The organism is Pseudovibrio sp. WM33 (assembly GCF_001623165.1).
Lineage (GTDB): Bacteria > Pseudomonadota > Alphaproteobacteria > Rhizobiales > Stappiaceae > Pseudovibrio.
The window spans coordinates 43,663-63,579 of the sequence record NZ_LMCK01000154.1; the positions used below are offsets into that span (position 1 = coordinate 43,663).

Here is a 19,917-nt window from a genome sequence, read left to right on the forward strand (position 1 = left end):
GTTCGTCGATTGGAAATGCATTGGCGTGTGCGCCAAAAACATATTCATTCGCGCCAGTGAAAAGTCAGGGGGCATTTTCCGTGCAGATTGAGCAGCAGATCCGAGTCAAAGTCCTGGATGAGACTATGGGCCACCATGCACATGACGGTCTGGTGGAGCTCTCACCTATTTTCCAGATTTTCATTTATCTGGAAGGTCAGCAGCAGTTTTACATTGATGATGTTTATTTTGATCTGGATGCTGGGGATCACGAAGCACCCAAACCTCAGGCGCTGCTGTTCAACCTGCGAAAACCTGCCAATCTGCGCTTGAAGCCGAGTCAAGCCGGGCACTCCCTGCGCAAGGTCGGCATCGCCGCTCAACCGGACTGGTACGGTGCAATTGGGTTTCAGGCCTCTGCTCTTTCTGAGGAAGTGCGGAGCTTTATGAATGGCCATCTGAATTACTTCATCTGGCAGCCAGATGAGCGCATGGTAGACCGTGCTGCGCGAATTTTGGCTATGACCAATGATGGGGCTGATGAAATTAGCGGCCTACAACGGCAAGCCGAGGCGTTAAGCCTGATGTCTCAGAGCTGCGCGCATTTGCAAGGGGCAGTACAGGCCGAGAAGCGGGAAGCGGACAGTCAATTACGGATCAAAGGATTGAAGGTGCGCGAGTTTCTGCTGGAGCATCTGGAGGAAGACCTTTCCATCGAGCGGATCTCCAAAGAAACGGGCCTCAGCAAACGCAGCATTCAGCGCCACTTCAAAGATAAGTACAATCTGACAGTCTCTGATTTCATTCGCAAACAGCGTTTGGAGAAGGCCCGGCAAGCCATCAATAAAGGCGGCATTACTGTTTCTGAAGCTGCCTATATGGCGGGATATAACAGTCCGTCCAGCTTTAGCAATGCCTTTAAGCGGGTCTATGGCTCAGCGCCGAAGACCTGGCGAACATAGGACATGAGCTCGCAAAATAGCCATTTCTGAAACTGCTAATCACTTGCAATTGCTAAGATAATTCTTTTCAAATTGACTTTAGTCAAAGCGAATAGTTTGTAGCTCTTCAAATCTGTCTCCACAAAATTACTGATTGGAGAATCCGATGAAGCTCAACATAAAAGTCGCAGAAGCTCTTAACCAGCAAATCAATGCTGAGCTGAGTGCCTCTTACGTTTATCTCGCTGTGGCTGCTTATTTTGACTCAATTGAGCTGCCAGGTTTTGCAAAGTGGTTCCGTCTTCATTCAAAAGAAGAAACTGACCACGCAATGCGGATTTACGACTTCATCGTAAAGCGCGACTCTCGCGTTACACTGGAAGGCATACCCGCTCCTACTGTTGAATTTGATTCAGCACAGGCTGCTATTGAGTTGGCCATGAAGATGGAAGTGAAGGTCACAGCGCAAATCCATGCTCTGTTTGATCTTGCTCATGATGAAAAGGAATACGGCACACAAAATATGCTGCACTGGTTTCTTGAAGAGCAGATTGAAGAAGAAGATCTGTTCCGCCGTGTTCTGGACCAAGTGAAAGCTGCTGGTGATGACCGTTGGCACCTGCTCACACTTGATGATCAGATGGGCCAGCGCCAGGCTTAAATCTCTTTTTATTGTAAGGCCCTCGCTATACTTTTAGCGGGGGCTTTTTTTGCTTTGTGCGTGGTGATGTTTGAACACCCCTATCAAATTCGGCAGATACACACAGATTAAATCTTGATGAAAATCACATAACACATTGCATTTTATGGTGATTTCAATTCAGCGATCAAATCGCACAGGTTTATAGATATAGATGCACTTGCATCTATAATTGCGCTCCAATATACCCTCGCGCATAAACATGAGTAATTATCTCATATTTGATTCGCCGTAGGTAATACGGCCAATATGCGGGTGGGGATCCTAATGAAGAAACTTCGGTGGCGTTTGCTTGTTTCCGTTTGTGTTTTAAACGGTGCTTATTTTTCTACCGGGGCTGCAGCGCAGGATAGTGTGGATGCCAGCGAGGAGCTGGACCCTGTTGTTGTCTACAGTTTCAACAATGACCGCTTTGCAGTGGCTGCTGACAGAAACACCTCAATCTACGTTTCAACTCAAGCGATTGAAGCCGCAGAGATGGGCGATCTTCGTGATGTGTTTGCTGAGAATGCCTCAGTAACGGTTGGGGGCGGTATCCCCATTGCCCAGAAAATCTTCGTCAATGGTGTAGATGCTCTCAACCTGAACATGACCATTGAAGGTGCGATGCAAAACAACCGTGCGTTCCACCATGTGACAGCTAATGCCATTGATCCAGCACTGTTACGTGCGGTGCGTGTGGATGCGGGTGTTGCTGCAGCTGATTCTGGGCCAAATGCTCTGGGCGGTTCGATCGCCTTTCAGCTGATTGACGCACTGGACCTGCTGGAAGATGGTGAGACCATGGGCGGCAAAGCCACGCTGAGCTTTGATACAAACGGCAACACGTTCTCCCAAGCTCTGACTGGCTTTGCGGAGCACAACGGCTTTGATATTCTGGCCTTCGCTAAAAACGCCAAGGGGCAGGATTACACCTCTGGCGGCGACTGGGAAATCCCGGGAACCGGAGCAAACTTGCAGACCGGCCTACTCAAAGCCGGCTACTCCTCAGAGAGCGGACACCGGTTTGAGATTTCCGGTATGATGCTGAAGGATAAGGAAGAGCGCCCTTATCGTGCTAACTTTGGTGCTTTCAAAGGCACTTCACCGACCCGCATTTATGATACGATGCGTAAGAGCTTCTCATTCCGTTATGAGCATCTGGAACCAACAGACCTTTATGACCCTGAGATCGTGCTTGGCTTCAGTGAGAGTAACATTGATGTGCCTGTGCCACATGGAAGCAACGGGACTTCCAATACCTTGAACGGCAAAATTGCAAACACTTTCCGGTTAACTGAGGATATTGGCTTCACTACCGGATTTGATTTTTACAGGAAGACCGCAAACTACGATGATCCATCCTCTGATTTGGAAGAGGTTGCTCATAACTTCGGCAGTTTCGGACAGGTACGTTGGACACCATCGTCAACGTTGAAACTGTCCGCGGGCTTACGCCTTGATCATCAGCGCTTTGAAGGTCTTGGAGATTTCGATACTTCTGTCACTGGTCTGAGTGGCAACAGCTCGGCATCCTATGAGGTCTTGGAAGGCCTCAAACTTAAAGCCGGTTATGCTACTGTTTTTGGTGGGATTGCGCTTGAGGACAATTATACCTTCAGCTCCTCATGGGATTACTCCGATATCAAGTCATCTCGTTCTCACAACGTGACTGCTGGGCTCGAGTTTGAACGTTCCGGCTTTTTGCTCTCCGGTGAAATCTTCAGAACTGACATTAGCGATGCTCGCTCGCGTGACGCAAATGTGGATGTTCTTACCGAAGGCTTCAACTTGGCTGCGGGCTACAAGTGGACCTCAGGTTCGGCAAAAATCACCTATTCCAACACGCGTGTGGAAGTTGATGGTGATGCCGCCGATTCCTATGTTGCTCAGGACTTTGCTGCCCCACTGGGACAAGTCATTGCTTTCAACGTTTCTCATGAATTGGAAGACTACGGTCTGATAATCGGCGGAGATGTGCAAGGAGCATTTGACTATAGCACCGGATCTGGAGATTCAGATCGAACACTGGAAGGCTATGCAGTTGTCGGGCTGTTTGCGGAATATGAACCAGAGCAGATTAATGGTTTGAAACTTCGTGTTGAAGCGAACAACATTTTTGATGAGGACTACTCAGACCGGGGAACCTATGGGGGCGATTACAACGTTATTGGCACCCTGAAGGAACCGGGCCGTTCCTTTAGCCTTACGGCAAACTACCGGTTCTAGGAAACGTGAGGGTCGCTGTTTAGCGGCCCTTTTTTATTCGTAGAGCTTGGTCAGCAGTTTGAAAAGCTCAAACGCCTCTTTCTTGGTGAGACGTTCTCCGACTTCCTGCTGGATGATCTTGAAATAATGCGGCCAAATTTCCTCGTGGGCATGGGCCGCTTGAGGTGTCAGGAAGATCAGCTGGGCGCGTCCGTCCTCTTTATCTGGACGACGCTCAATCAGCCCCTTCTTTTCCATACGGGCGATGTGGCGTGACATGCTGAACTGCGCCATATGCAGATGGTCTTGCAAGTCAGAGGCCTTTGCCCCCTGCTCTCCGGCACGTTCAACCTCCAGCAGAATTTCATACCAGACCGGGTTATCAATGCCATGCGTTCGCAAACTGCGCTCAAAGCGTGGGTAAAGATAGCGGTGGGCACGCATCAGGTGAAACCAGACACGGCTTGCAAGCTTATCTTCAGTCTCCGTTTCAATCTCGTCGTATGTTTTCATCAACGCAAAGTCCCAGTCAGCAATCCGACAGACCTAGCATACTGATCCTCCCTGCGGCGCTCACTCTGACAGATACTGACAGAAAGATTTGCGTAAGGCTCTCCTTGCCTACAAAACGCGGGAGTGGATTTGCTCGGCGACGGTGTCGATGCGGCTTTGGTTTTGGCCTCCAATAACGAGGTAACGATAGCCGTTGCCGGTCCAGTCTGCGGAGGCCATGCCTTTGAGGCTGGTGGATTGCATGATAGTTCCGGCGGCATCTGTGTCTTTGAGGATGCAGAATGCAACCGGGGCACCGTTGGGGTCTGCAAAGACTATCTGGATGAGTGGTGCGCCTTCATGGCCCAGAACCTGGGTTCGCAGTAGTTTCAAGCCTTCCAGATCATTGAGGTCTGAAAGGTTCAGCTGCTGGCCTACGGCGGTTGAGGCTTCAGCCAGCTCTTGTTTCAGCTCATCCTCGGACCTGTTCAGGGATGCGATTGTCTCTTTAACGTAAAGCGCCTGATAGCTTGCGACTTCCTGCCGCCAGTCAATTGCGTCATCTGTCCAGTACATGAGGCCTGTTCCGATGGCCAAGCCAATCACAAGCGTTGCTGCGCGGGTGCCCCATGTGCGGACAACAGATGGTGCGGCTGCATGATCGTTTGCAGGGGTTTGCTGTGCAAAGATCTTGTCTTCCAGCTGTTTGAGGTGATCTGCGTCAGGGATCTCTGCAAAGCCTTGTTGAACGACTGGGAGCAGGCCTTCAAGTGCCAGCAGGCGTTGTTCCAGGATCGGATCGCTCTCCAGATCCGCTTCTATTTGCTGCGCGGTTTCAGGGTCCAGAGAGCCTGCCAGATAAGACCGTAGGTGTTCGTCGGTGTACGTCATGCCAGCTCTCCCTTCTTCATCTGGTTGGCTTGTTCCTGCTTTAAAGGCGCAAGCGTTTTTCGGGCTGCAGATAAACGGCTCATGACCGTTCCAATAGGAATACCTAAAATTACGGCTGCTTCGCGATAGGTGAATTGCTCAACAAAGACAAGTTCCACCACAGAGCGCTGACCTTCTGGCAGTCGCATCACTTGTTTAAACACTTCAGCTGCGAAAATATTCGTTTCAGGTGATGGAGACGGATCAATCAGGCTGGATTCGATGGCGGTGTCGAGTTGGCCGGTTTTTCTCAGGTGCTGGCTGCGCATTTCGTTCAGCCAGATGGACCGGCAAATTGTCATGGTCCACGCGGCAAAGTTTGAACCTGCCTGAAACTGGCTTTCACGTTCCAATGCCCGCAGACATGTGGCCTGCACCAAATCGTCGGCCAGATCCTTCTGCCCTGCAAGCGAAAGTGCAAAGCGCCAGAGTCGAGGCATGAGGGTGATTAGGTCACTTTGAAAACGTTTCTGATATTTTTTTCCAAAATACATCGAATAAAAGCCAGCTGTCGTGTGTTTCTCAATTGATAGCAACCAAAAATCGTCAATCACATCAAATCACGAAGGCGACATACCTATGGTAAAAACCTTTTTCCGCACCTCCGCGATGCTTTTACTGTTGTCTGGCAGCGCCCTTGCACAAAACTGGACCGTGGACAGCGACAACTCACGACTTTCTTACGGGACCATCAAGAAAAACTCCGTGGGTGAGGTGAACAGCTTTGAGAAACTCTCGGGCTCTGTCTCGGAAGATGGCAAGCTGCAATTGAAGATCGATCTGGGGTCTGTTGAGACCAACATCAATATCCGCAATGAACGTATGCGCCAGATTGTGTTTCAAAGCATCGGGTCTGCTGATCTGACTGCACAGCTGGACGCTGCTGAGCTGAGCCAGCTTGCGGTTGGCGCAACCACTGTTGTTGATCTGGAAGCCACGCTCAATTTGCTGGGCACTGAGATCCCGGTGGAAACGGAAGTTTTTGTGGCGCGCATTTCCGACAGCAAAGTTTTGGCGACGACCAATGACATGGTGTTTTTAGGAACTGAGGAAGCGGGCGTGAACGCGGGCGTGGATCAGCTGAAAACACTTGCCAAGCTGAACGGGATTACACGGACGGTACCGGTTACTCTTCGCCTTGTGCTGACAACAGATGGGAAGCAGGCAGCGGCTCAACCGGCTCCGGCACCGGTTCAGGTGGCGTTTGCGGGTGATGTGAAGGCGGGCAAGAAGGTTTTTAAGAAGTGCAAGGCATGCCACAGCGTGAAGGAAGGGCAGAACAAAGTTGGCCCAAGCTTGCACGGTGTGATTGGCCGTCAGGCCGCTGCTGTTGAGGGCTTCAAATATTCCAAGGTCATGGCAAACGCTGATGTGGCCTGGGATACAGAATCTCTGACAGAGTTTCTCACTAAGCCGAAGAAATTCTTGCCAAAAAACCGTATGGCATTTGCCGGTTTGAAGAAGCCAGCAGATATCGAGAACCTGCTGGCTTATCTGGACAGCGCATCAAAATAACTGCGGTTTGATGCGCACGCGCCCGCTCGTCTTTCCACCACGAGTGGGCGCTTTTGCTACATGCCGATCAACAAGGACCCGCTGACGAAGCCCGCGCCTATGGCAGACAATAGAATTTTGTCACCCGCCTTATAGCTTCGGTTTTCCCGACACTTGGAGAGGCTGAATGGGATGGTGGTTGCTGAACTGTTGCCGTATTCCCCCAGTGTCATCAGTGTCTTATCGGCGTTTATTCCAAGATTGGTTCCGACAGCCTGAATGATCCTGGAGTTGGCCTGATGGGGTGCCCAGTGGTCCACCTCTGACGGTTTGATGTCGGCTTGCCCCAGAATTTTCATTGCTGAGTCCGTGAGCGTGTTGACCGCTTTGGCGAAGACCGTCTGCCCACCTTGCAGGCTCATCAGGTACTCATTGGGGTCCATATCCGGTCTGTACGGATTGCGACTGCCACCTCCAGGGATTTTGATGAGGTCGTAATAAGCACCATCAGATGCCAGATCAGCAGCAAGGATGCCCTGCTCTTTATGTGCTGGTGGCAGAACCACAACGGCACCTGCAGCATCGGCAAATAGCACGCGGCTGGCGCGTTCTGCCGGGTTGATACGGCGGCTCAGGATATTGGCTGCGACGACGAGAACTGCAATGCCTTGCGCTTTGGCATAGGCATCGGCCATGGCCAGTGCGTAAAGGAACCCTGCGCACGCTCCTGCCATATCGATGCCGCCGGAGTTTGGCAGGCCAAGTTTGTGCACCAGCAGAGGTGCTGAGGGCGGTAACAGGTGGTCAGGTGTGCTGGTTGCCAGCAGTGTCAGGCCGATTTTAGCCGGATCGATACCAGCGTCCTCAATCGCCATTTGAGCTGCTGGCAGTGCGATGTCTGTGAGAGCCTGATCAGAGGAGACATAGCGGCGCTCCCGAATGCCGGTGCGGCGTTCGATCCAGCCCTCTTCCAGTCCCAGATCCTGTTCAATCTCCGCATTGAGCACGCGGCGTTCTGGTGCGTAATGTCCGAAGCCGATCAGCCCGCCACGGTCCTTAGAGGAGTTCATCAGCAGCCTCAGCTATCGCATCGTAGATCTGGTCAATATCGCCCTGAGTGACGCAGTATGGCGGCATAGAATAGAGCGTGTTGCCCAGTGGGCGCAGCAGCAGGTTCTTTGACTTGAAGAACTCATAGAGGCGCGGGCCAACGTCAGACAGATATCCGTGATCCTTCACGTTGATATCCATGGCCGCGATTGTGCCCGTCTGACGGATGTTGGTGAAACGATCATCGTCTTTGAAACGCGCAAGGCCAGCGGATTGCATTTGCATGAGCTTTGCTATGCGGTCATAGACCGGCTCATTCTCCCAAATTTCCAGATTGGCGACTGCAGCGGCGCAGGCGATTGGGTTTGCTGTGTAAGAGCTGGAATGGAAGAAGGTTTTGCTTCTGTCCATGGAATAATGCTCATCATAAATTGCCGAAGAGCACATGGTGACGGCAAGCGGCAAAGAACCACCAGTCAGGCCTTTGGAATAGCATGCGATATCCGGCGTAATCTGTGCATGTTCACAGGCGAACATCTTGCCTGTACGGCCCCAGCCCGTCATCACCTCATCAGCGATGAACAGAACATTGTGCTTCTGGCAGATCTCATGGAGCGCCCGCAGTGTTTCAGCGGAATACATGAGCATGCCACCAGCACCCAGAACGAGCGGTTCTACGATAAACGCTGCTACATCGCCTTGGGCGCAGAGCTTATCCAGTTCATCTAACGTGTTCTGCTCATTGGCAGCGGTTGGGAACGGCACTTTGGCCACATCAAACAGCAGCGGATTATAAGGCTGGTTGAAAACGCCACGCTCGCCAACGGACATGGTGCCGATGGTATCGCCGTGATAGCTGTTTTCCATGACGACGATGCGCTGGCGATTTGCGCCCAGATGATGCCAGTAGCCGAGCGCCATTTTGAGTGCCACTTCCACGCTGGTGGAGCCGCTGTCTGAGAAGAAGACATAGTCCAGCCCGTCAGGTGTGCATTTGAGCAGCTGTTGTGCAAGGCGCTCTGCGGGCTCGTGGGTATGGCCTGCAAAGATCACCTGATCCAGCTTCTCAGCCTGTTCCTTGATCGCGCCAATAACATGGGGATGGCAATGGCCGTGGGTTACGACCCACCAGGAGGCAATGGCATCAAGCAGCTTTTCACCATCATCCTTCGTCAGGTAAGCGCCAGAGCCGCCTGAAATCTTGGTCATTTCCGTCAGCACAGCATGCTGAGTAAAGGGATGCCAGATTGGTGAGCGCTTGGACATCATACGTTCTCCCCGTTTTGCAGACAGAAGTCTTCCAGACGGAAATTCTCTGCAAACGCTGTTCTTATTGTTTCTGGGGTGATTTGTTTCAGCAGTGGCAAGCGCCCAAGTTTTTTGACACCTGCATACTCTGCGATCGTACGCTCAGAATCTGCCACTTCCTCACCGATAAACACGATGCCGAGCAGATTGCAGCCACGTGCTCGCAGCGCTTCAATGGAAAGCAAGCTGTGATTGATGGTGCCAAGGCCAGTGCGAGCGCATAGCACAATTGGTGCCTGCCACTTTTTGAAGAGATCAATGTACAGCGTCTCGCGTGTGAGCGGCACCATGAGGCCACCTGCCCCTTCAACAACGAGCGGTCCATCGACCTGAGGCATTGTCAGGCTCTCCGTGTCGATCACAACATTCTCTGCTTCCGCTGAGAAATGCGGAGAAGCGGGAACCTGCAAACGGTATGTCTCTGGCAGTGCTCTGCAGCCTGTCAGACGCACCACGGCCTGTGTGTCGGTTTCTTCTTCCAGTCCGGATTGAACGGGCTTCCAGTAAGTGGCGGCCAGTGCCTGTGTTAGCGCTGCAGAGAAAATTGTTTTGCCGATACCGGTATCAGTTCCGGTAACTACGATTGGTTTTGTCATGACGGAACAAGGTCCATTTCTTCAGCAAACGCTTCAAACATGCTGGATACACCTTGCTTGCTTGCATGCAAGGTCAACGCAATTCGCAAGCGGGATGTGCCCCGTGGTACAGTTGGCGGGCGAATGCCGCGGATATCAAAGCCGCGTTCCTGCAGTGCTTTTGCAATCAACATGGTGCGCTTGTCATCGCCAATGAGGAACGGAAGAATATGCGTTCCGCTGCCCTTTTGTCCGCACAGACGGTTCATCTCAGCATTTGCATGTTTTACAAGGTCAGCAAGCTGGTCCCGTCGTTCCGGTTGATCCTGTACCAGTTTTAGCGATGCACGCACGATGGCTGCGACCAGAGGTGATGGCGCGGTCGCGTAGATGAACCCGCGCGCGCGGTTGATGAGGTAGTCGATCAGAACAGCTGGCCCGCAGACAAGTGCGCCGGAGGCTCCAAGAGCTTTGCCACAAGTATGGAGCGAAATAACGTTCTCCCGGCCTTCAAACTCCGCTGCCAGGCCTTTGCCGCCCTCACCCAGCACGCCTGTTGCGTGGGCTTCATCGACCAGTAAAAACGCATCGTGCGTATCAGCGAGTTCTATCAGGTCCCTGATCGGTGCCTGATCTCCGTCCATGCTGTAAAGGCTTTCGCAAGCGATCCAGATCCGCCCTGTTTCGCCTTGTTGGCGCCACTGGGTAATACGTGCCAGCGCATCCTCAACCTGATTGTGCTTAAAGGCCATGGACTGGGCTGCACCCAACTTCATGCCGTCATGTGCACTGGCGTGGATAAGGCTGTCATGCAGGACAAGGTCGCCCTGCTGCGGCAGGGTTGAGAACAGCGCCATGTTGGCGTTGTATCCCCCACCAAAGAAAAGGGATCGCTCAGTGTTGAACAGTTTTGCAGCTTCCAGCTCAAGCGCCTCGTGTTCAGGATCATTGCCGCGCAAGAGGCGCGAGCCGCCTGCGCCGAGACTGACACCACGGGCAAGAGCGTTTTCTGCCGCTAAACGCAATTCTGGCGCTGTTGTCAGCGCCAGATAGTCATTGGACGAGAAATCGCAGCCATGCGCTTTGAGCAGAGAACGGGACCTGCCCCGTTCTGCCAGGCGCTCGAGCGCTCCTTGGTGCTTATTCAGCAGGCTCATGCTCAGCCGCACAGCTTTTCAGCCCCATAGGGCGGATACCAAGGCGTTTGAACAAAGCTGCGTCCTTGGAGTCTTCCGGGTTGTCTGTGGTGAGCAGTGTTTCGCCTTTGAAGATGGAGTTTGCTCCAGCAAAGAAACACATTGCCTGCGTCTCATTAGACATTTCTGTCCGGCCTGCTGACAGGCGAACATGAGATTTTGGCATCATGACACGCGCAACAGCAATCAGGCGAACGAAGTCAATCGGGTCAACCGGTTCGGCGTCCTGCAGCGGTGTGCCTTCAATTGGAATAAGCATGTTGATCGGCACACTGTCCGGATGCTCTTCCAGAGTCGCCAGAGAAACCAGCATATCGAGGCGATCCATATCTTTTTCACCCATGCCGACGATGCCGCCAGAACAGACTTTAATGCCGGATTCCTTGACCAGATTCAGAGTATCGATACGATCTGAGAACTTGCGGGTTGTAATAACCTCGCTGTAGTAGCGCTCTGAGGTGTCGATGTTGTGATTGTAATAATCCAAGCCAGCATCTTTGAGGCGCAAAATTTGCTCAGGCGTCAGCATGCCAAGCGTCATGCAGCTTTCCATGCCAAGATCTTTGACACCTTCCACCATCAATTCAATGGCGCGCATGTCGCGATCTTTCGGAGAGCGCCAGGCTGCACCCATGCAATACCGGGTTGCGCCGCCTTCTTTCGCCTTTTTGGCTTCTTCAAGCACCATTTGCACTTCAAGCATCTTTGAGGCGGAGAGCTCGGTGTTGTTGCGAGCCGACTGGCTGCAATAAGCGCAATCTTCCGGGCAACCGCCTGTCTTGATGCTTAAGAGCTGGCTTTGCTGGACCTCATTGGGATCAAAATGCTCGCGATGAACGCAGTGAGCTTTAAACAGCAGGTCATTAAACGGCAGGTTGTAAAGAGACTCAGCCTCTTCACGCGTCCAGTTCGTACGAATGTCAGATGATTTTTGCACGCAGTTCAACTCGTTGATTTCCCCTAGGGCGTGTTTTGCCGTCAATTACAGCAAAAATGTGGCGTGCACAATGATCTATTAGAGGAATTTATTAAAACTGCCACTGATTGAACACCTTACATCCCCTCAGTTTCGCTGGGATTTTGAGCATTTCAAAACTGAAGATTTTATTTGGTTTGACCACATTGGAACAAAAAGCTGCATCTGAAGAAGGTGAGTTGTCTTGATTAGCCCCATCTTAATAATTACAATGTTTAAATTTAGTACATATATCTACTAATTAAGTAATGTCAGGCAAATATATTGATGAATATGACACTAAATATCCCATAAATAGTAAGTGGCTTGATGTTAATGATAGATACAGGCCTAGTTGTGTACTTTGGCATCGAAAAAGACCTGATACGATTAAACCTATTACTCGTATACGCCATTTAATCTTATCCTTATTTTCTGTGCTCGTTGTTACTTCTTAATCCGTTAGGTGAGTTTTTCTTCGTGCACTAAAGCCAAGTGATAGAGGCGAACTCTAAAATGCGAAACAAGATTGGACTTGAAGAACACTATGTGATGTCACGCAGTGATGTCGCACCGATGGGAGCTGCTGGAGCAACCGAAGAGTGGATTGATCGGATATACTAATGCGGCAGTGACTTTGGGAGTAAGCGGCTCGAAGCCATGGACGAGGCAGGTATCGAACGTATGGTTCTTTCCCTCGCACAAGTTGTCAGGGAGCCCCTGAAGGTGAGGTTGTAGGTATTGCGCGCCGCTACAACGACTATCTTGCTGAAAAAGTATCCGCGAACCCGTCGCGGTTCTCCGGTTTTGCTGCCCTGCCAATGCACCATCCGGAGGCCGCGATAGAAGAATTGACTAGGTGCGTCAATAAACTCGGCTTTGTTGGGGCTTTGGTTGACGGATACAGCCGAATGGATGATGGCCGCGCCATCTACTACGATACCCCTGAATATGCTCCGTTCTGGCAAACGGTTGAAGAGCTTAATGTGCCCTTTTATCTTCATCCGGCGATGCCTAGTGAAACTTGCGCGTACAAAGGGCGTGAATTTATGCTGGGGCCGGTGTTTGGATTTGCGGTGGAAACACTCCTGCATTCTTATAGACTGATCGGATCAGGTTTATTCGACAGGCATCCCAACTTAAACATCGTACTTGGTCACCTAGCAGAAGCTTATGCTTTTACAGTGTGGCGCTCAGATCGTTGGTTGCAAGATTTCTCCAAAGGTTACGAAGCGGAGAAGGAAATCTCGTATTATTTTCGGCATATTTTTTTGCTACGGTTGCCGGAAATTTCTTTACACAATCCTTCATGATTACATTGAATTTACTTGGTGCTGATCGGTTGCTGTTTTCAACCGACTACCCTTACGAGGATGCAGTTGCAGCAGCACAGTGGTTCGACGCGCTTGATATCAATTCTGCCAACCTACAGAACATTGGCCGAGAAAATGCCCGCAAACTGATGAAGCTTTAGCATTCAAATATGCAGACAGTACCAAGTTAATTGATGAGGAGACTTCAGATGACGAACCAATCTTACATTGCTCCATACAATGCGGTCTGCCTCACATTCAATTACGTCTTTGTGAAGAATCGCAATGAAATGGATGGTGTTTTCGATCGGATTGACGCGTTGATTGGTGCGGCGGTTTGGCTCGCTTCCACAAAAAAACAGGTAAAGCTGGTCGTGTTACAGGAAGCGGCAGTGCAAGGCTTCCCGGATGAACTCTATGATATGGATCCCAATGAGTATATCGACAAGATTGCGCTTACTGCTGACGGCCCTGAGATGGCTCGCTTTGGTGAGTTAGCCAAGCAGTATGGAGTATATCTCGTTGCAGGAGTTCGAACTTATCGCCCAGAGTTTCCAGGGCGCTATTTCAATGAAGGTATCCTGTTTAACCCAGAAGGTGAAATTATCCTCCGCCATACAAAAAACTCTGTGTTGTATCCCGGCGAACATTGTTCAACGCCTCATGATGTTATGGAGCAATGGGAAGAAATGTTTGGATCTGGCTTGGATGCATTTTTCCCTGTCGCGAAGACTGAGATCGGCATAAGTGTGGCTATGGACGGCTCCTATCCTGAGTATATTCGCGGTCTCGCTATGAATGGCGCCGAAATACTGTGTCGTGTGAATCTACCAAGCCCGTATTCGGAAGCATATGAGATCCAAAATAAAGCGCACGCTTTGTTCAACACAATGTATGTTGTCGCGTCCCAAATGGCGACAGCTAGTGTTAATCTCGGAGATGAACCTATTAGCATGTCAGATGGGAGATCCCAGATCATCAGATATGATGGGCAGGTCCTTTCGCAAAAGACCGTGGCGGCAGACTCTTATATGGCGGGCGAAGTTGATGTCGAAGCACTTCGAGAGTTTCGCATCTCAGCACAGGTTGCGAATTGGATCAAAGATCTACGGACTGAGGTCATCCAAAAGATCTACGAAAAGCCTATTCTGCCTGCAAACATGAACAAGGATAAAACAGCTTACAATACACCGCAGTACACAAAAGCACTTCAAGAACAGGTGCACCTCATGATCGCGCGAGGGATCTTTACACCTCCATCAGCTCCGGGTTGGGAAGAGCGCGTTGTCGGAGCAAACATCAAGGATAAATGATGTATGCACACCAATACGCGTGGAAAGCCGCGGACGAGTGGTGGCTTGAAACTTTGTTGCAGAAAAGCGATGGATGCAGCATGAGGGTTAGGCAGATGATAGATTGTTACTCAGTATTGGCGTGACATCAAAGACCTAGACAGCATCCCAGGGAAACATTAGTCAAACATGGCTCAAACTCAAGTCATGGGAGCGAGTAGGGCTAAAAGGGAACATTACTGTAAAACGGTCGGGTCTGCTTTCTGGACGAAACAGCTAAGCCATTGAAAAAATTGGCGATCCCTGCAGGATTAGCAAAATCAAGGACTTCTGCGGGTTTGAGCGAATGTTAGGGGCAAAAATGCCAAATATGGGCCTTTGAAAACTCTAGCAAATTTGAGGCCGAACCCTAACAGAATTTGAGCGCCGATTGTCACTGTAATCTGATCGTAGAGCGCCTAACCTACAGCGCTCATTCTCATGAAGTAAGCTGTCCGTCAGAGTACTTGGCAACTTAAAATTACTGCTCATCAGCAATAAAAAACCCCGGCGAAATGAACCGCCGAGGTAGATTTTTGAGGTTCACACCGGAGACTTAAACGAAAGAAAAATCGTCCTGATGCAGATCGGAAAGAGTGACACCCTCAAGAGTAATCGACGTGTCGTCGTCAATTATGATCGCCGTGTTCGCACTAAACTGCTGAGCTGCCGCAAGCACCGCATCAAAATCAGTAAAGATAGATGCTTCAAACTCAATTATGTCAGAAGCTCCTTCTCCAGCAGCAAAGTCTTTGATAACATTGTGGCCGGTTTGTCCTCCTGCAAAAACGAATATGTCATTGCCTTCACCGCCAGTGAGAGTATCGTCGCCGCCTCCAGTTTGAAGAGTTTCAGCAGCAGCGCTACCAATGAGTTCAAGAGATGGCATGTCAAAGGTTTCTAATACTGACGAGCCTTCTGGTTCATATACAGTGCCATCTGCACCGACATAATTGCCTTCTGAATTGGGTGTGTAGACATAGGCCGAGCCAGAATTCTCTCCCCTGTCGTCATCCAAATAAGCAGTAACGATGATAACACCGTCGCTTGTGATGGACACCGCTCGTCCAAAAGAGTCTCCTTCTTGTCCGTCAATGGCGGAGAGTACAAAGCGTGTGTAACCGCCCTCATCGTCTGGTACGTGCACAAAAGCTTTACCAGTCTTGGAGCTATCATTTGGGACGCCTGAGACAATTACCCCATCTGCATTCATGTCAAGAGAAGCACCTCCAGTTAAACTAGATATGGTATAGTTTCCCTCACCATCTGGCTCATAAACATAGATTCTTGTGAGGCCTCCCACAACAATAGTCCCGTCGGCAGCAACCGCAACATTCCGCCCAAACAAGCTGTCAGGTGCAGGTCTGTTAATCACCATCTCGCTGTAATTACCTTGCCCGTCCGGTGTTAAAATGGAAACAGAAGTACCGTTGCGTACAGAGATTATACCTTCTTCATTAATGTGAACGCCTCCATTCCCGCTGCTCGCATATCCAGAAACTGGGATGTTGAGTTCGTCATACCCACCTTGTCCGTCAGGTGTGAAGACATAAATCCGGTTATATGATCCTTCAAATGCGGTAGCAACGATTACCCCATCATCATTGATGACAAGATTTCGTCCGAGCCAATCATTAGTGAAACCACTAGAAGCAATCAGTTTAGTCTCATCATAGCCACCTTCTTCGGTTGGAGTGTAGACATAGACTGATCCGGAGTTTTGGCCCTTATCGTCATCTAAATAAGCACTTACCGCAATAACACCATGATTATTAATCACCGTGGTGATGCCAAAGTTGTCTGACTTGGCTCCGTCTGAGGCAGTGATCTTGGTCTCAGATAGCCCGCCTTCGCCGTCCGGCGTATAAACGTAGACTGAGCCAGATGACGCTCCCCTATCATCATCTGAATCTGCTCCAACAACAATTACACCATGATCGTTGATCTGGGCAGAAATACCAAAAGAGTCTCTGCGAGCACCGTCAGATGCCCTAATTTTCTGAGGAGCAATTAATACTTCACTTTCTCCATTAATAGTCACTGTCACGGTTTCAGTAGAGCTCTCTCCAGCTGCATCTGTCACTGTGTAGGTAAAGGTATCTGTCGCAGTCTCTCCGGCTTCGAGGTGATCAAACTTCCCATTTGGATCATATGAGAAAGTGCCATCCGCATTTACTATCACGCTGCCAATCGTGCCGGACGTATCTACTGTGAAGCTATGAGTATCGTTGTTGTCTGGGTCGGTAAAATCAGGGAGGATGACGATTGACGTGCTCTCATCAGTCTCGGCAGCCACTGCAACAGCAATTGGGCTATCGTTATGTCCGATGACAGTTATCGTGACAGTTGACGTAGAGCTTTCACCTGCTGCATCAGTCACCGTGTATGAGAACGTATCAGTGGCAGTTTCGCCAGCAGCGAGGTAATCAAACGCAGTTCCTGGATCATAATGGAACGTATCATCACTGACCACAGTACCAGCACCCGCCATTTCATCTGTGTTCAGAGTGAGGGAATGAGTGTCACTGAGATCTGAATCCTGAAAAATGACCCGAATTGAAGTTACTCCGTTCTCATCGACATTGACTAAGACAGGAGAGGAAACTGGTGTGTTGTTTGGCATTGAAATTACTCCAAAAAATGCAATTCGAATTTTAGGAGTAGAACGCTTGCGTAAAACTTGAGGTTGTATCTTTAGGATAGACTAGTAGACAAAAACGGCAAGGGCGTAGGCGTTTTATCGGAATAGATGACGTCGCGATAGCAAAGTGGTTCACCTGTCCACCACCTACCAGCAACACATATCTCCCCACGAATCGTGCATTGACCAGCTTTGAGCGCATTCCCTAAGTTGCGAGTTTAAGTAGATAGGGACCCTTGCGCAACCTTGAGGCGAAAGATATTTTTGTCAGCAACTCAGGATAAGCTTTTGTCGCCAAAAGTTATACGAATGACCAATTTTTATTGTATTATCAATAATTTCCGGCTGAACTACTACCGGAAATGATTTAGTTATTTAAACTAAAACTTATTGCTCTTACCGAAATACTTATCAATACAATATTGTTAATCGATCACTTTTTGTAATTAGTTAGATTTATCAATCTATTTTAGCTTACATAAAAAATTTTACTTGCAGAATGACGGTGCTTTGCCAATAGTTTTTGAAGTCTGCTCTTTGGAATAATGAAGAAATTTAAAAGGTAAACTCATGCTATCCGCGGCTTTAGATTTTATTGCACAGCGTTGCGAAGTCACCACCGTTGGCGAACTCATCCATCTGCATGTGACGCTCACTCAGAACGAAATGGACCGTCTAGCGCTCTTTGGAGCAACACTGGATGACTTAGAGCCAGATGACTGGATCTGATCAAGGAACTGGATAGCCCCGTTTTTGGGGCTATCATTTTTTATTCTCGTTTGTCGTCTGCTTGTTCCAGATCTTTCAGCTGATGCAGCTTGATACGAGTGTCCAACCGTTTGTTACGGGCATCAACCCAGCGGCCATAAGCCAACAAGATTGCTCCGATTAATACCGCGAGCAGTAAGGCGAATTGAAGTACAGGCTCAAGGTAGCTCGAAGCATACCCCAGAGCCCCATAGACACTTAATCCTGTGATTGACCCGAACTCTGTCTTCGGCATCATTTGGCAATACCTTTCAAGTTGTCCTGAATGCTTCCATAAAAGGACTGCCAGCCCTGTTCCTTTGCATGGCAGGCTATCAATGCAGCTCTGTGCCTGATTGCATCCCGGCCTTTATCGCCGGTTATGCCAGGGTCTTTTGTTGTGACTGTCAGATCGGGTGGAGGATCTGGAGGCTTGAACAGCTTCCCAGAGTTTTTAACGAGCCTTCCGGAATTGAAGTGCCCGCATCCGGCTAAGATAAGCGGGATCAGGAGGACAAGCTGCAATCTTGCCCCTCTCCAGCTCAAGTTCATAGTCCCTTACCTTTTCTTCAACTGAGCTTAGCTGCTGGATACGGTCCAACAGGTTGTTTTTACTCGCTTGCTCTGAGATGACTTTGTGTGCCGCTGCTACGCGTGTGAGAGCGCTGTTGTCGGCTTTCAGCTGGGCTACTTCGGCTTCCCTGTCATGATGTAAGGCAGAGAAGAACCAAACCGAGACGCAAAGCAGAGCCGTTGTTGCGAGAGTAGAAAGCCAGTTGGGTGTGCGAGGTTCAAATCTAGCCACAAAGGCCAGAACAGCGCCAACAAGCGCCCCATAAGCCAGCAAGGTTTCAATGCCTGTGCTGATAAACGAGGAGATGAGATCTATCATCCCTTCGCCCCTTGCATGCAAAGTTTGTATTCATCTTGCCTGCGATTAACGAGGCCCTGTACTTTCCGACCACCTGCCCTATTAAACCAAGTGGCAGCCTGACAAGCTCCCGTCCAATTGCCTGCATTCAACCTACGCCTTGCAGTCGATTTGCAAAATGCACCTGATCCGATGTTGTAAGACAGCGAAACCATTGCAAGATAGGTTTTGATTGGGATCTTTCCCGGGGTTGTCAGGCATTTACGCATCCCGGCTTCATGTTCTTTGAGGGATACATCAAGCATTGCATCACACTCGGCCTTGGTTGCTGTATCACCTAGCTTGACGCCTTTGGTTTCGCCGTAGCAAATCGTTGGTACACCGACTATGTCTTTGTAGGCTGTTGTTTTCAGACCTTCCCAAGCGCCCACAAATGCAACTATGAGGGCTGCAGAAGCGCCGACCAACCGGATTTTGGTTGATTTCATGTTAGGGATCTCCAATAAAAAAACCGCCTCTGAGGGCGGTTGGTTGGCTACTGTTGTGTCCCGGTTCTACCGTTTCGATTTAGACCGTCTCCCGTCAGGGCGGGTTTCTTGGTTGGGGTCGTTGTTTTTGCCCCTTCCCTTTTCCCTGCACCGTCTTGGGGATCTTTCACGCTTAAGGTTGTAGTGGCTCCTCCACCTCTCGACGCCTTGTGTGTTCTGCTTTCTACCCGGTACTTGCCATCAATGCCCTGCTTGATGCCTTCAACGGTGCACAGAGCTTCTGCCTGCACCTCAGGCTCAAAGTTGGTCGTGATCGACCCCGAGGCTTTCTCTCGCTTGCTTTGGCTCTCACGTGCCTTAAGAAGTTCTTTGGCTTGGTCTTCATCTTTGACCGTAGAGCGGATCGCATTTAATACTGAATCTTTTAGCGCAGGGTCTTCGATTTCCTCCTCTTTGTAGGGGCGTTTGATTTCAACCACCTTGCCTTTCTCTCGATCCACATAGCGGACAGAGCTTCCAGTAAAAGCCCTGCGCAGGTCACGGGGTTTCAAGCGCCAAGTGATAATATTGCCGGGATAGGTGCACTTGATGGTCGGGAGCTCGTTGTCAGCACCCAACGGCAGTAAAACAGCCGTCTTATCTCTGATCTTGAATGCCCCGTTCAGCTCTTTCGCATAGCGCTGACCTGTCAATGAGCGTTCAAAATTGATCCGGCATCA

The 19,917-nt window shown here is 50.0% G+C and carries 21 protein-coding genes; 8 read left to right on the forward strand and 13 right to left on the reverse strand.

Going from position 1 to position 19,917, the window contains the following annotated elements; all coding sequences use genetic code 11:
* The first annotated feature begins 80 nt into the window (after positions 1–80).
* The 3 genes from PsWM33_RS26420 to PsWM33_RS26430 all read left to right on the forward strand — a co-directional run bounded on the left by PsWM33_RS26420 (position 81) and on the right by PsWM33_RS26430 (position 3,828).
* The gene (locus PsWM33_RS26420) at positions 81–941 is read left to right on the forward strand and encodes a helix-turn-helix domain-containing protein (protein WP_208994769.1); all 861 of its coding nucleotides are present in this window, start codon (positions 81–83) and stop codon (positions 939–941) included.
* 145 nt (positions 942–1,086) lie between these two features.
* A complete protein-coding gene (locus PsWM33_RS26425) occupies positions 1,087–1,581 on the forward strand; it encodes a ferritin (protein ID WP_063302240.1) in 495 nt (164 codons plus the stop codon).
* A gap of 306 nt (positions 1,582–1,887) precedes the next feature.
* Entirely contained in the window at positions 1,888–3,828 is a 1,941-nt protein-coding gene (locus tag PsWM33_RS26430) for a TonB-dependent receptor plug domain-containing protein (protein ID WP_063302241.1), read from the forward strand.
* Positions 3,829–3,861: 33 nt separating this feature from the next.
* Here PsWM33_RS26430 and PsWM33_RS26435 read toward each other — a convergent pair whose 3' ends face one another.
* The 3 genes from PsWM33_RS26435 to PsWM33_RS26445 form a co-directional block, all read right to left on the reverse strand.
* Positions 3,862–4,320: a MarR family winged helix-turn-helix transcriptional regulator gene (locus tag PsWM33_RS26435; RefSeq protein ID WP_063302242.1), complete on the reverse strand. Its 459-nt coding sequence runs from the start codon at positions 4,318–4,320 to the stop codon at positions 3,862–3,864.
* A 108-nt stretch (positions 4,321–4,428) separates the two neighbouring features.
* Positions 4,429–5,190, reverse strand: coding sequence for a hypothetical protein (locus PsWM33_RS26440; RefSeq protein WP_063302243.1), 762 nt, complete (start codon positions 5,188–5,190; stop codon positions 4,429–4,431).
* Positions 5,187–5,783 (reverse strand): RNA polymerase sigma factor, encoded by a 597-nt coding sequence (locus PsWM33_RS26445; RefSeq protein ID WP_244275174.1) that lies wholly within the window; start codon positions 5,781–5,783, stop codon positions 5,187–5,189. The genes PsWM33_RS26440 and PsWM33_RS26445 overlap by 4 nt, the downstream gene beginning before the upstream one ends.
* 25 nt (positions 5,784–5,808) lie before the next feature.
* Between PsWM33_RS26445 and PsWM33_RS26450 the strand changes: the two genes are divergently transcribed.
* Entirely contained in the window at positions 5,809–6,744 is a 936-nt protein-coding gene (locus PsWM33_RS26450; protein ID WP_063302245.1) for a c-type cytochrome, read from the forward strand.
* Positions 6,745–6,800: 56 nt separating this feature from the next.
* On the opposite strand, the gene PsWM33_RS26455 is transcribed toward PsWM33_RS26450, so the two are convergent.
* Genes PsWM33_RS26455 through bioB form a run of 5 tightly spaced genes read right to left on the reverse strand, consistent with a single transcriptional unit; the run spans position 6,801 to position 11,789 of the window.
* A complete protein-coding gene (locus PsWM33_RS26455) occupies positions 6,801–7,793 on the reverse strand; it encodes a beta-ketoacyl-ACP synthase III (RefSeq protein WP_063302246.1) in 993 nt (330 codons plus the stop codon).
* Positions 7,780–9,039 carry an adenosylmethionine--8-amino-7-oxononanoate transaminase gene (locus PsWM33_RS26460; RefSeq protein WP_063302247.1) on the reverse strand — a complete coding sequence of 420 codons (1,260 nt, stop codon included), beginning with the start codon at positions 9,037–9,039 and terminating at the stop codon, positions 7,780–7,782. Before PsWM33_RS26460 ends, PsWM33_RS26455 begins: the two co-directional genes overlap by 14 nt.
* Complete coding sequence (gene bioD, locus PsWM33_RS26465) at positions 9,039–9,677, reverse strand: dethiobiotin synthase (RefSeq protein ID WP_063296839.1); 639 nt, start codon at positions 9,675–9,677, stop codon at positions 9,039–9,041. Before bioD ends, PsWM33_RS26460 begins: the two co-directional genes overlap by 1 nt.
* Complete coding sequence (locus tag PsWM33_RS26470) at positions 9,674–10,813, reverse strand: 8-amino-7-oxononanoate synthase (protein WP_063302248.1); 1,140 nt, start codon at positions 10,811–10,813, stop codon at positions 9,674–9,676. The genes bioD and PsWM33_RS26470 overlap by 4 nt, the downstream gene beginning before the upstream one ends.
* Positions 10,797–11,789 carry a biotin synthase BioB gene (gene bioB / locus PsWM33_RS26475; RefSeq protein WP_063302249.1) on the reverse strand — a complete coding sequence of 331 codons (993 nt, stop codon included), beginning with the start codon at positions 11,787–11,789 and terminating at the stop codon, positions 10,797–10,799. Before bioB ends, PsWM33_RS26470 begins: the two co-directional genes overlap by 17 nt.
* Positions 11,790–12,547: 758 nt before the next feature.
* Between bioB and PsWM33_RS27020 the strand changes: the two genes are divergently transcribed.
* Genes PsWM33_RS27020 through PsWM33_RS26490 form a run of 3 tightly spaced genes read left to right on the forward strand, consistent with a single transcriptional unit; the run spans position 12,548 to position 14,433 of the window.
* On the forward strand, positions 12,548–13,120 hold the full coding sequence (locus PsWM33_RS27020; RefSeq protein ID WP_082827168.1) for an amidohydrolase family protein: 573 nt from the start codon (positions 12,548–12,550) through the stop codon (positions 13,118–13,120).
* Positions 13,117–13,281 (forward strand): amidohydrolase family protein, encoded by a 165-nt coding sequence (locus PsWM33_RS28755; protein ID WP_084407826.1) that lies wholly within the window; start codon positions 13,117–13,119, stop codon positions 13,279–13,281. Before PsWM33_RS27020 ends, PsWM33_RS28755 begins: the two co-directional genes overlap by 4 nt.
* Before the next feature lie 48 nt (positions 13,282–13,329).
* Positions 13,330–14,433, forward strand: a complete 1,104-nt coding sequence (locus PsWM33_RS26490) for a nitrilase-related carbon-nitrogen hydrolase (protein ID WP_063296836.1) — start codon at positions 13,330–13,332, stop codon at positions 14,431–14,433.
* A 574-nt stretch (positions 14,434–15,007) separates the two neighbouring features.
* Here PsWM33_RS26490 and PsWM33_RS26495 read toward each other — a convergent pair.
* On the reverse strand, positions 15,008–17,074 hold the full coding sequence (locus tag PsWM33_RS26495; protein WP_063302250.1) for a VCBS domain-containing protein: 2,067 nt from the start codon (positions 17,072–17,074) through the stop codon (positions 15,008–15,010).
* 588 nt (positions 17,075–17,662) lie between these two features.
* Here PsWM33_RS26495 and PsWM33_RS27590 point away from each other — a divergent pair.
* Positions 17,663–17,821, forward strand: coding sequence for a hypothetical protein (locus PsWM33_RS27590; protein ID WP_156701956.1), 159 nt, complete (start codon positions 17,663–17,665; stop codon positions 17,819–17,821).
* Between the two features lie 40 nt (positions 17,822–17,861).
* Here PsWM33_RS27590 and PsWM33_RS26500 read toward each other — a convergent pair whose 3' ends face one another.
* From PsWM33_RS26500 to PsWM33_RS26515, 4 genes are all read right to left on the reverse strand, one after another.
* The gene (locus PsWM33_RS26500) at positions 17,862–18,098 is read right to left on the reverse strand and encodes a hypothetical protein (protein WP_063302251.1); all 237 of its coding nucleotides are present in this window, start codon (positions 18,096–18,098) and stop codon (positions 17,862–17,864) included.
* A gap of 195 nt (positions 18,099–18,293) precedes the next feature.
* Positions 18,294–18,731 (reverse strand): hypothetical protein, encoded by a 438-nt coding sequence (locus PsWM33_RS26505; protein ID WP_063302252.1) that lies wholly within the window; start codon positions 18,729–18,731, stop codon positions 18,294–18,296.
* Positions 18,728–19,198 (reverse strand): lysozyme, encoded by a 471-nt coding sequence (locus PsWM33_RS26510; RefSeq protein ID WP_063302253.1) that lies wholly within the window; start codon positions 19,196–19,198, stop codon positions 18,728–18,730. The genes PsWM33_RS26505 and PsWM33_RS26510 overlap by 4 nt, the downstream gene beginning before the upstream one ends.
* Before the next feature lie 47 nt (positions 19,199–19,245).
* Positions 19,246–19,890, reverse strand: coding sequence for a hypothetical protein (locus PsWM33_RS26515; RefSeq protein WP_063302254.1), 645 nt, complete (start codon positions 19,888–19,890; stop codon positions 19,246–19,248).
* Positions 19,891–19,917 lie beyond the last annotated feature (27 nt).

Coding starts and splice junctions, on each gene's coding strand:
- PsWM33_RS26425 (WP_063302240.1), top strand. CDS start 1,087: ATGAAGCTCAACATAAAAGTCGCAGAAGCTCTTAACCAGCAAATCAAT.
- PsWM33_RS26430 (WP_063302241.1), top strand. CDS start 1,888: ATGAAGAAACTTCGGTGGCGTTTGCTTGTTTCCGTTTGTGTTTTAAAC.
- PsWM33_RS26435 (WP_063302242.1), bottom strand. CDS start 4,320: ATGAAAACATACGACGAGATTGAAACGGAGACTGAAGATAAGCTTGCA.
- PsWM33_RS26440 (WP_063302243.1), bottom strand. CDS start 5,190: ATGACGTACACCGACGAACACCTACGGTCTTATCTGGCAGGCTCTCTG.
- PsWM33_RS26450 (WP_063302245.1), top strand. CDS start 5,809: ATGGTAAAAACCTTTTTCCGCACCTCCGCGATGCTTTTACTGTTGTCT.
- PsWM33_RS26455 (WP_063302246.1), bottom strand. CDS start 7,793: ATGAACTCCTCTAAGGACCGTGGCGGGCTGATCGGCTTCGGACATTAC.
- PsWM33_RS26460 (WP_063302247.1), bottom strand. CDS start 9,039: ATGTCCAAGCGCTCACCAATCTGGCATCCCTTTACTCAGCATGCTGTG.
- bioD (WP_063296839.1), bottom strand. CDS start 9,677: ATGACAAAACCAATCGTAGTTACCGGAACTGATACCGGTATCGGCAAA.
- PsWM33_RS26470 (WP_063302248.1), bottom strand. CDS start 10,813: ATGAGCCTGCTGAATAAGCACCAAGGAGCGCTCGAGCGCCTGGCAGAA.
- PsWM33_RS28755 (WP_084407826.1), top strand. CDS start 13,117: ATGATTACATTGAATTTACTTGGTGCTGATCGGTTGCTGTTTTCAACC.
- PsWM33_RS26490 (WP_063296836.1), top strand. CDS start 13,330: ATGACGAACCAATCTTACATTGCTCCATACAATGCGGTCTGCCTCACA.
- PsWM33_RS26495 (WP_063302250.1), bottom strand. CDS start 17,074: ATGCCAAACAACACACCAGTTTCCTCTCCTGTCTTAGTCAATGTCGAT.
- PsWM33_RS27590 (WP_156701956.1), top strand. CDS start 17,663: ATGCTATCCGCGGCTTTAGATTTTATTGCACAGCGTTGCGAAGTCACC.
- PsWM33_RS26500 (WP_063302251.1), bottom strand. CDS start 18,098: ATGATGCCGAAGACAGAGTTCGGGTCAATCACAGGATTAAGTGTCTAT.
- PsWM33_RS26505 (WP_063302252.1), bottom strand. CDS start 18,731: ATGATAGATCTCATCTCCTCGTTTATCAGCACAGGCATTGAAACCTTG.
- PsWM33_RS26510 (WP_063302253.1), bottom strand. CDS start 19,198: ATGAAATCAACCAAAATCCGGTTGGTCGGCGCTTCTGCAGCCCTCATA.